The sequence below is a fragment of the Alteromonas macleodii ATCC 27126 genome (assembly GCF_000172635.2).
Taxonomy (GTDB): domain Bacteria; phylum Pseudomonadota; class Gammaproteobacteria; order Enterobacterales; family Alteromonadaceae; genus Alteromonas; species Alteromonas macleodii.
On record NC_018632.1, the window covers coordinates 3,293,260 to 3,303,243 of the forward strand.

Consider the following 9,984-nt stretch of genomic DNA (forward strand, 5'->3'; position numbering starts at 1 on the left):
GCAAATGTCATAAATGACACTTTTTTACATATCAATATAAAATCAAAAACTTATATACGTGTGTTCTAGAAAGATGATGCTAGCGACTTTGTCAAAGTACAATAGTCTAATGCGCTTCTGAGGATTGAGATTAATTTTTAAAAAAATTACCGAGGAATTAGCAACTTATACTTAGGTATAAGAAAAAAGCGGCTGAACGCCGCTTCACTTTGTACGGTGGATAACGCAGAACTATTGTAAAGCGTTAATTATGGGAACGTTTGCTTCAGGAAAGTCAGAGGCTTTTAGTGACGTTACCTTGACCCACCGCGACTGTTGGCCTTCTTTGCCGTGCGGCTCGCCGGTAAAATCACACACGCGATGAACATCTAGTTTAACTTGCTTGTCGCCGTAATCATGGGTGATCACAATCACAGGCTCGCTGCGGTTCACAATAATCCCAACTTCTTCAGCAAGCTCTCGCTTCAGCGCCTGTAGAACGGTCTCACCGTCTTCTACTTTGCCGCCGGGAAATTCCCATTTTCCGCCCTGATGAACATTGTCAGGGCGAAGAGTAATGAATATTTCATCGCCGCGGGCGATAACGCCCACAGCAACATGTACTACTTTCATTACTTAAGCTTGCCGTGACACTGCTTATACTTTTTACCAGAGCCACAAGGACATGGGTCATTACGGCCCACTTTCGCACCTTCGCGAACTTGCGTACGTACTTTGTCACTTGCCTCTTCTGGCGTTGCGTTCGCTTCTTCGTGCTCGAAGTTCTTTGGCACATCGTCAGCTTGACGACGTTGTTCTTCTACTTTTTGCACGTCTTCTTCAGCTTGTACTTTTACACGCGCAAGAATAGTGATCACTTCAACTTTAAGCGCTTCTAACATTTGTGAGAACAAAGCAAACGACTCACGCTTGTATTCTTGTTTAGGATTTTTCTGCGCATAGCCGCGTAAATGAATACCTTGGCGCAGGTGATCCATTGCCGCCAAATGCTCTTTCCAATGGCTGTCTAGGTTTTGAAGCATTACCGCTTTTTCAAACTGGCGCAGTACCTGCTCGCCCACTACCGCTTCTTTCTGCTTATAAGCATCAACGACTTCGGCAAGAATGCGCTCGCGAAGCTTCTCTTCGTAAAGTTTGTCGTCATTTTCAAGCCAGGTCTTGATTGGCAAGTCTACGGCGAAATCGGCACGCATGCGCTCTTCAAGTCCGCTTACATCCCACATTTCTTCTAGAGACTGTGGCGGAATGTACTCATCGACAACACTTGAAATAACGTCTTCACGAATAGCCGCGATAGTCTCGCTAATATCGCCTTCATCAAGAAGCTCATTGCGCTGCTCGTAGATGACTTTACGCTGGTCGTTGGCCACATCATCGTATTCAAGCAACTGCTTACGAATGTCGAAGTTACGACCTTCTACTTTGCGCTGTGCATTCTCGATGGCGCGAGTTACCCACGGATGCTCAATGGCTTCACCACGCTCCATACCTAAACGCTTCATCATGTTGCCCATTTTTTCAGAGGCAAAGATACGCATAAGTGCGTCGTCTAATGAAAGGTAGAAACGGCTTGAACCCGGGTCACCCTGACGGCCCGAACGACCGCGAAGCTGGTTATCAATACGGCGAGACTCGTGACGCTCTGTACCAATAATGTGTAAACCACCTGAGGCAAGCACAGCGTCATGGCTTTCTTTCCATTCGGCTTTGATCTTCTCGATTTGCGCTTCAGTTGGATTTTCAATCTTTTCTACTTCTGCCTGCCAGTTACCACCTAACACGATATCGGTACCACGACCTGCCATGTTAGTCGCAATCGTAACCGCGCCTGGCTTACCAGCCTGAGCGACGATATCTGCTTCGTGTTCGTGGAACTTAGCGTTAAGCACTTTATGAGGAATTTTCGACTTCTTAAGAATGCGAGAAATGAGTTCTGAATTCTCGATAGACACAGTGCCCACAAGCGTAGGTTGACCGCGTTTAACGCACTCTTTAATGTCTTCAACAATGGCTTCGTATTTTTCTTCTGCCGTTAGGTAGATGAGGTCAGCCATATCTTTACGCTGCATAGGACGGTTTGTTGGGATAACTACCGTTTCTAAGCCGTAAATATGATTAAATTCGAAGGCTTCTGTATCTGCTGTACCTGTCATACCCGCAAGCTTGTTATACAAGCGGAAATAATTCTGGAAGGTAATTGACGCAAGGGTTTGGTTTTCGTTTTGAATACGAACCCCTTCTTTCGCTTCTACAGCTTGGTGTAAACCTTCAGACCAGCGACGGCCTTCCATCGTACGACCCGTATGCTCGTCAACAATAACGATTTGGTCTTCTTTAACGATGTAGTCTACGTCTTTAGCAAACAACTTGTGTGCACGAAGCGCAGCGTTAATATGATGAAGCAGTGAAATATTACCTGCAGCAAACAGCGACTCGCCTTCAGGCAGCATGCCCTCTTGTTGAAGAATTTCCTCAACGTGAATTTGACCGCGCTCGGTAAGATGAATTTGTTTTGCCTTAAGGTCAATCGTGTAGTCACCATCGCCCTCTTGGCCTTCTTCATCCTCTTTTTCTTGCTGAACAAGTTTAGGAATAATGGTGTTGATGCGGCGATACAGCTCTGAGCTATCTTCGGCCTGACCAGAAATAATAAGTGGTGTACGGGCTTCGTCGATAAGAATTGAGTCAACTTCATCCACTACCGCATAGTTAAGCGGGCGCTGTACGCGGTCTTGTGGGCTAAATGCCATATTGTCACGAAGGTAGTCAAAACCAAATTCGTTGTTCGTACCATAGGTTACGTCAGCTTGATAAGCTTCACGCTTTTGCTGCGGCGACATACCAGGCACGTTACAGCCCACACGCATACCTAGGTAAGTAAATAACTGATTACTCCACTCAGCATCACGACGAGCAAGGTAATCATTCACAGTAACAACGTGAACCCCTTTGCCAGACAAAGCATTAAGGTAAGTTGGCAAGGTAGCAGTAAGCGTCTTACCTTCACCCGTGCGCATTTCTGAAATTTTACCTTGGTGAAGTACTTGACCACCTAGCATCTGAACGTCGAAGTGACGCATGCCGTATACGCGTTTACTTGCTTCACGCACAGTAGCGAAGGCTTCTACAAGAATATCGTCAAGGGTTTCACCCTTTTCAATACGCGCTTTAAATTCGTCTGTCTTAGCCTTTAGCGCCTCATCGGAAAGCTTTTCAAATTCTGCTTCCAGTGCATTGATGGCATCTACGTTTTTGCGTAATTTTTTTAATAGTCGGTCGTTTCTACTACCGAATACTTTTCGAAGGATGCTTGAAAACATTAGCTTTATTATTCCACTACTTGTCGAGGCGCCGCACAATGTGCACAGCTAAATTAAACGTATAAAACACAACGGTAACCACGTTGTGTTTTGCGATGTTCTAAAATTATGCTTCTTCGTTTTAGATGACTTTTAATTAATAAAGGCACCGTCTACGAGAATTACCTGGCTGCTACCTATGCTACTTTTTGTAGACAAAAGGCAGAGGATCGACTTGTTTTCCGTTTCTTATTACTTCGTAGTGAACATGAACGCCAGTTGAGCGCCCCGTATTGCCCATTTTAGCGATAGGTTCCCCTTTGGTTACCACGTCGCCTATTGAGACAGTAAGGGTGTCGTTATGCCCATAGCGGGTAACAAAACCATCACCGTGATCAATTTCTACAAGTTGGCCATAGCCGTAGCGATCACCCGCCCAGGTCACAATACCTGCAGCAGTTGCCACTACGTTTTCCCCTGCCTTACCAGCGAAATCTAGCCCTTTGTGCATAGTTGGTTCGCCGGTAAACGGGTCGGCCCGCATACCATAATAAGAAGACAACCACCCTGACTCTATCGGACGACCAGATAATTGGCTCTGTTCGTGGATATGGTGACCCCTGACCAAACTTTCAAGCATAGACAACTGTTGAGACTTCAAATCGAGTGATTGCTCTAGTTTGGCTATTTCGTGAAGGATGGGATCATCTTGAAGGTTATCCGGTATCGATACCGGTACGAAAGCGTCCAGGTCAGCCGCTGACATACCTAATTCTGTTGCGATTTGCTTACCTTTCTCGTCCAGCAATGTAGCCTGCGCAGATAACTCTGCGACGTGAGAAAGCAAAGCTTGTAATTTGACCGTTGTTTGCTGTTTTAACGCTTCAACGTCTTTTTGTCGTTCGTTGACTTCAGTCTGCGCCAAACGAACTCGTGCAATATCTTCTGATACCGATTCTGTTGAACGGCTCGACACTAGCATAAAAATAGACGAGAGCACGGTTGCGCTCACAAGCGTACGGACACTAATACTGTGCCTATAGCGTTTATTTTTACCAGCGAGTGTAATTGTTAGTTTCATACCACGAAGAAAATTGCTGTTTCACGCCACTCTTTTCATACCACTTCATACAACGATGAATGTGTTTTTAGCCAAAGGCGACAACCTTCGACCTATAGTTTTTATGTCACATGGGTGAAATTTATATTAATTATTCGGCTACTGTATCATTTATTTCAGTAAATGCCATACGAAAAAAAGCCGCCCGTAAGGCGGCTTTTTAAAATTCTTACGCTAATGCGGGCTGAGCATAACGAATTGGTGCTGTTTCCTGCGAGTCGTAGGTCACGAACTCCCAACACTCTTTTTGCGCAAGTACTGCATTTAATAGCTTGTTATTCAGACCATGGCCTGTTTTGTACGCACGCAATTCACCAATTAGACTGTGGCCGCCAAGGTACAAGTCACCAATAGCATCCAAAATCTTGTGCTTTAAGAATTCATCGTCGTAACGTAGCCCTTCAGGATTAAGCACGCGGAATTCGTCTAGCGCCACCGCGTTTTCCATGCTGCCACCCAACGCTAGGTTGTTAGCATTCATGTACTCTAAGTCACGCATAAAGCCAAAGGTACGCGCACGACTTACTTCGTTCACATACGAGCATGAATCAAAATCCATCACCATATGCTGACGAGTTTGACTGATCACAGGATGATCAAAGTCAATTTGGAAATCAACGCGGAAACCGTCATAAGGCACTAATTCGGCCCACTTATCGCCATCTTCTACACGAACTGGCTTTTTAATACGAATAAATTGCTTAGGCGCGTTTAGCTCTTCGATACCGGCAGATTGAAGTAAGAATACGAACGGGCTAGCACTTCCGTCCATAATTGGCAGCTCGTTACTGTCTACTTCAACAATAATATTGTCGATACCTAAACCTGCAAGCGCAGACGCTAAGTGTTCTACCGTTTGGATAGTCACACCGTCTTCGTTATTCAGGCACGTACACAGCATGGTATTACCTACCGCGTTCGCACGCGAAGGTATGTCAACATGTGGTTCAAGGTCAACACGCCTAAACACGATACCCGTGTTTGCTGGCGCAGGTCGGAGAGTCATTGTGACCTTTTCCCCTTTATGAAGCCCAATTCCGGTCTCTTGTACCGATTGCTTGATTGTACGTTGTCTAATCATCTGCTTAAGCTTTTACCTATTAAAAAAAGCGGGCGCGAATTATAGTGAGTTATTACTCACATGTCAAAAAACACCCGATCTGACGGATTTTACTCTGTCAGATTACGTATTTAATCAACCTATCCACGCGAAATTTTTCACGTTGTGTAAATACACCTTACTGGGTAAGACATCACAAACGCAAAATAATTCCCTTCCGTTTCAAGCAGCTAAATTAGTCTGCCTGCTTACGAAGAAACGCAGGAATATCTAAGTATTCCAAATCGTTGTCTGGCTGCGCACTATCATCAGCTTTTAGCGCCTGGTTACCCTCTGTACCGCCTACTGCAGAACGTGGCTCACTTGATTGCGTGCTACCATATTCTTTTGCTGGCTGAGTTAGACGAGAACCTTCAGAGCTAACTAGCGAAATGTCAGGCTTGCGCTCTGCGCCAATACCGGTTGCAACAACCGTAACGCGAAGCTCATCTGTCATTTCCATATCGATAACCGTACCCACAACCACTGTGGCATTTTCTGAAGCAAATGCTTTAACGGCGTTACCTACAGTCTCGAACTCGTCGATAGCGAAATCTGGACCAGCCGTAATATTCACAAGAATACCGCGCGCGCCTGACAAATCGATATCTTCAAGAAGTGGGCTAGCAATCGCTGCTTCAGCAGCTTCTTCAGCACGGTCAGGACCGCTTGCAGCACCACTACCCATCATGGCTTTACCCATTTCAGACATAACAGTACGTACGTCTGCAAAGTCAACGTTGATTAGACCAGGACGGGTAATCAGTTCAGCAATACCTTGAACTGCACCGCGTAATACGTCATTTGCTGCGCTAAACGCTTGAAGAAGCGGCGTGCCCGGACCCATTACTTTAAGTAGTTTTTCGTTTGGAATAGTAATTAACGAGTCAACGTTGTTAGACAGTTCGACAATACCCTGTTCAGCAAACGAAGTACGCTTTTTACCTTCAAATGGGAATGGCTTAGTTACCACAGCTACCGTAAGAATACCCATTTCACGTGCAATCTTCGCCACTTCTGGCGCTGCACCCGTACCTGTACCACCACCCATACCGGCAGTGATGAAAACCATATCTGCACCGTCTAGCGCCTGACGAATGGTTTCTCTGTCTTCTTGTGCTGCTTCACGACCAATGTTCGGATCAGCCCCCGCACCTAACCCTTTCGTTACACTTGAACCAATTTGAAGTGTAACGTCTGCACTTGAGCTACGAAGCACCTGTGCATCGGTATTAACTGCAATAAATTCTACGCCTTCAATGCTTTGAGACACCATGTGCTCAACAGCATTGCTGCCGCCGCCACCGACACCGATGACTTTGATTACGGCTTCTTCGCCGTGACTATCCATTAATTCGAACATACTTACTCTCCGGTTGTACGTCTTTTTAAACACTACGCCAGGTCATTCCCTTAGGCTAATTGCTTCCTGCTAGCCTTGATGCCGTAGCTATAGCGCCCCCAAAATAAAATTAAAATTCACCTTTAAACCAGCTTTGCACTCGATGAAATAAACTTTCACCGGTCTTCTGCGTACTGGACTTCTTATTATCAGATTGTACTTTGCCATATTGCAGCAGTCCTACGACTGTCGCAAAGCCAGCATCATCAACATATTCGGAGAAGCCTTTTACGTTGATGGGTTTGCCCACGCGCACGGGCATCTGGAAAAGTTCTTCGGCAAATTCCACAGCACCTTCCATCTTAGCGGTACCGCCAGTAAGTACAAGACCTGCTGCGATTTGCTCTTCCAGACCGCTGGCACGAATTTCATCATGTACCAGCTCAAAAAGCTCTTGATAGCGAGGTTCTATAACCTCAGCTAACGTATGGCGAGACATCACTCTAGCTGGGCGTCCACCCACGCTAGGTACTTCAATGCTGTCTTCCATACTCACCATATCTTTCAATGCACAGGCGTAATTCACCTTAATTTCTTCTGCATTGCTAATAGGCGTTCTAAATATTTTAGCGATGTCACTAGTAATTTGATTACCCGCAACCGGTATAACGGCGGTGTGACGAATGGCACCATCTGTGAATATAACCATATCCATTGTGCCGCCACCGATATCAACCACGCATACGCCAAGCTCACGCTCGTCGTCAGTGAGAACCGCATAACTCGATGCCAATGCTGAGAAGATCAACTGATCGGCATTAAGTTCACAACGCTCTACACATTTCACCATATTTTTTGCCATATCGTCGGCACAGGTAATAATGTGAGCATCAGCTTCCATTCTTACTCCTGACATACCAATAGGGTTTTTAATCCCTTCCTGCACATCAATAGTAAATTCTTGTGGTAACACGTGTAGTAGACGACGTTCAGCTGCAATTGGCACACTGCGCGCTGCATGAATAACGTTATCTACGTCTTCTTGTGTTACTTCCTGATTGTTAATCGGTACCATGCCATTTTCATTTTGGCACTTAACGTGGCGACCCGAGATAGACATGAAAACTGAAGACACACGGCAATCTGCCATTAACTCCATCTCGTTCACAGCACGCTGCACTGACTTAACCACCAGGTTCAAATCGTTAACGCCGCCCTTATCCATGCCTTTCGATGCATGGGTGCCCACGCCAACAATACTGATTTGATCATCTTCTAGTAATTCACCCACCACAGCTTTTACTTGGCTGGTGCCGATATCTAGTCCTACAATCAAATTGCGTTCAGCAGGTTTTGACATGGTTTCCTTAACTCTCTTCATCTGTGGCGCTGTCGTCTTTCCATCCGACTGCTACGCCCGTGTCATAGCGAAGGTCGACGTATTTCACCGCCTTCTCTTGTTGCGCCAGAAGTGGATAAACATCAATAAAGCGTTGTAGCCTATCGATAAACTCCTGGCGTCCTAAATTCAATTTAATGCCGTTTTTCAACTGCACTTGCCATGCAAATCGCTCGCTTAAGGACAGCTCGTCTAACGTCATATCCGTCGTCGCAATCAACGCGTGCATGGCGTTGTAGCCTTCAAGGGCGGTTTTTTCGCTGCCACCCGGGCCATAAAGACGCGGTAAGTCTAACTTCACGCCTTCGTCGTTAAACGTATCGCCATAAGGGTTTAACAACAAATCTTCATTCCATTGCGCAACCGGCTGCTGCTCAACCAAATAAATTTTTAACGTATTTGGCCACTTCTTTCTTACTGACGCGCGATAAACCCAGGGCTGCGCTTCAACAAGCTCAAATACTTCGTTGACGTCAAGCGCGAAAAAGCTTCCAGGCTGCGCCTTGCGTATTAACCGCTCTAGCTTGGTAATATCGATGTGCTGATAATCACCAGAAAAATCGATAACCTGTACCGGCATTTGCTGTTCATCCTGCAAATACTGGTTTGCTTTAAGCCCACCAAACACTAATCCAGCAATAACAAACAGTAAGAAAGCGACGCCGCCCCACACTGCCGTTTTACTTTTGCCGTTCTTTGCAGAAGCGGGCTTACCTTGATTAGTGTTGGTATCAGCCACGTTTACGCCTTGTTTGCAACGTCATCAAAACTGGTAGAAAGAATACTTAATACCAGTTCATCAAAAGTTAATCCTGCAACTTTGGCTGCCTTAGGCACCAAACTTTTTTCTGTCATGCCAGGCACTGTGTTCGCCTCTAGCAAATAAAACTGCCTTTGGTTGTCCTGCATAACGTCAATTCTACCCCAGCCGCTGCCAGAAATAGCATCAAAAGCACGGGATGCTAGTTTTGCTAGCTGTGCTTCTTGCTCTTCAGACAAGCCGCTTGGGCAATAGTATTCTGTTGTATTATCCTGATATTTCGCAGCATAATCATAGAATGTATGTGGAGTAGACATGCGAATAGACGGCAACGCCTGTCCCTGCAATACAGAAACAGTGAATTCGGGGCCATCTATATACTGCTCTAACAGGACTTGATTATCGTATTTAAAGGCGTCCTGAATGGCAGTTTCGAGCTGTTTAGCGCTTGTCACTCTCGCCATGCCAATACTCGACCCTTCTCTGGCCGGTTTTACCATGACTTCATTCCCCAATTTATCCATTATAGCGCTGCACTTACCAGCTTCAAAGTGCCTTTTATCAGCAATTTCATATTTTGCAGTGGGTAAGCCTAAACTTTGCCACACTTGCTTAGTATGAATTTTGTCCATTGCCAGCGCAGAACCTAAAACTCGGCTTCCCGTGTAGGGGATTTTTAGGAACTGAAGGGCTCCTTGCATAGAGCCATCTTCACCACCGCGACCGTGCAGCATAATGAGCGCTCTATCGACGTTAAGGTCGATAAGGTCGGTCAGAGGTCGCTCTGCTGGGTCAAACGCAAACGCATCTACGCCTTGTCGTAACAATGCATTTAACACCGCATTGCCCGAATTAAGCGATACTTCCCGTTCGGCAGAGTCACCGCCGAGCAGCACAGCTACTTTGCCATACTCGTTCGGCGAGTGGGTTTTCTGTGAGTGAATACTTACTGAAGGTGTAAACAT

General features: G+C 45.8%; 8 protein-coding genes. All 8 read right to left on the reverse strand.

The window, feature by feature from the left end:
• Nucleotides 1-231: 231 nt before the first annotated feature.
• Entirely contained in the window at nt 232-612 is a 381-nt protein-coding gene (gene mutT, locus MASE_RS14100) for an 8-oxo-dGTP diphosphatase MutT (protein ID WP_014950420.1), read from the reverse strand.
• Nucleotides 612-3,320 carry a preprotein translocase subunit SecA gene (gene secA / locus MASE_RS14105; RefSeq protein ID WP_014950421.1) on the reverse strand — a complete coding sequence of 903 codons (2,709 nt, stop codon included), beginning with the start codon at nt 3,318-3,320 and terminating at the stop codon, nt 612-614. The genes mutT and secA overlap by 1 nt, the downstream gene beginning before the upstream one ends.
• Before the next feature lie 181 nt (nt 3,321-3,501).
• On the reverse strand, nt 3,502-4,380 hold the full coding sequence (locus MASE_RS14110; RefSeq protein ID WP_014950422.1) for a M23 family metallopeptidase: 879 nt from the start codon (nt 4,378-4,380) through the stop codon (nt 3,502-3,504).
• A 208-nt stretch (nt 4,381-4,588) separates the two neighbouring features.
• The gene (gene lpxC / locus MASE_RS14115; RefSeq protein WP_014950423.1) at nt 4,589-5,500 is read right to left on the reverse strand and encodes a UDP-3-O-acyl-N-acetylglucosamine deacetylase; all 912 of its coding nucleotides are present in this window, start codon (nt 5,498-5,500) and stop codon (nt 4,589-4,591) included.
• A gap of 214 nt (nt 5,501-5,714) precedes the next feature.
• Nucleotides 5,715-6,881, reverse strand: a complete 1,167-nt coding sequence (gene ftsZ, locus MASE_RS14120) for a cell division protein FtsZ (protein WP_014950424.1) — start codon at nt 6,879-6,881, stop codon at nt 5,715-5,717.
• 109 nt (nt 6,882-6,990) lie between these two features.
• Nucleotides 6,991-8,220: a cell division protein FtsA gene (gene ftsA, locus MASE_RS14125; protein WP_014950425.1), complete on the reverse strand. Its 1,230-nt coding sequence runs from the start codon at nt 8,218-8,220 to the stop codon at nt 6,991-6,993.
• Nucleotides 8,221-8,227: 7 nt separating this feature from the next.
• Nucleotides 8,228-8,998 carry a cell division protein FtsQ/DivIB gene (locus MASE_RS14130; protein WP_014950426.1) on the reverse strand — a complete coding sequence of 257 codons (771 nt, stop codon included), beginning with the start codon at nt 8,996-8,998 and terminating at the stop codon, nt 8,228-8,230.
• A 2-nt stretch (nt 8,999-9,000) separates the two neighbouring features.
• Entirely contained in the window at nt 9,001-9,984 is a 984-nt protein-coding gene (locus MASE_RS14135; RefSeq protein WP_014950427.1) for a D-alanine--D-alanine ligase, read from the reverse strand.

What these genes read in the sequence shown, in the direction of transcription:
- secA (WP_014950421.1), bottom strand. Translation starts at nt 3,320, where the DNA reads ATGTTTTCAAGCATCCTTCGAAAAGTATTCGGTAGTAGAAACGACCGA.
- MASE_RS14110 (WP_014950422.1), bottom strand. Translation starts at nt 4,380, where the DNA reads ATGAAACTAACAATTACACTCGCTGGTAAAAATAAACGCTATAGGCAC.
- ftsA (WP_014950425.1), bottom strand. Translation starts at nt 8,220, where the DNA reads ATGTCAAAACCTGCTGAACGCAATTTGATTGTAGGACTAGATATCGGC.
- ftsZ (WP_014950424.1), bottom strand. Translation starts at nt 6,881, where the DNA reads ATGTTCGAATTAATGGATAGTCACGGCGAAGAAGCCGTAATCAAAGTC.
- lpxC (WP_014950423.1), bottom strand. Translation starts at nt 5,500, where the DNA reads ATGATTAGACAACGTACAATCAAGCAATCGGTACAAGAGACCGGAATT.
- mutT (WP_014950420.1), bottom strand. Translation starts at nt 612, where the DNA reads ATGAAAGTAGTACATGTTGCTGTGGGCGTTATCGCCCGCGGCGATGAA.
- MASE_RS14135 (WP_014950427.1), bottom strand. Translation starts at nt 9,984, where the DNA reads ATGTTTACACCTTCAGTAAGTATTCACTCACAGAAAACCCACTCGCCG.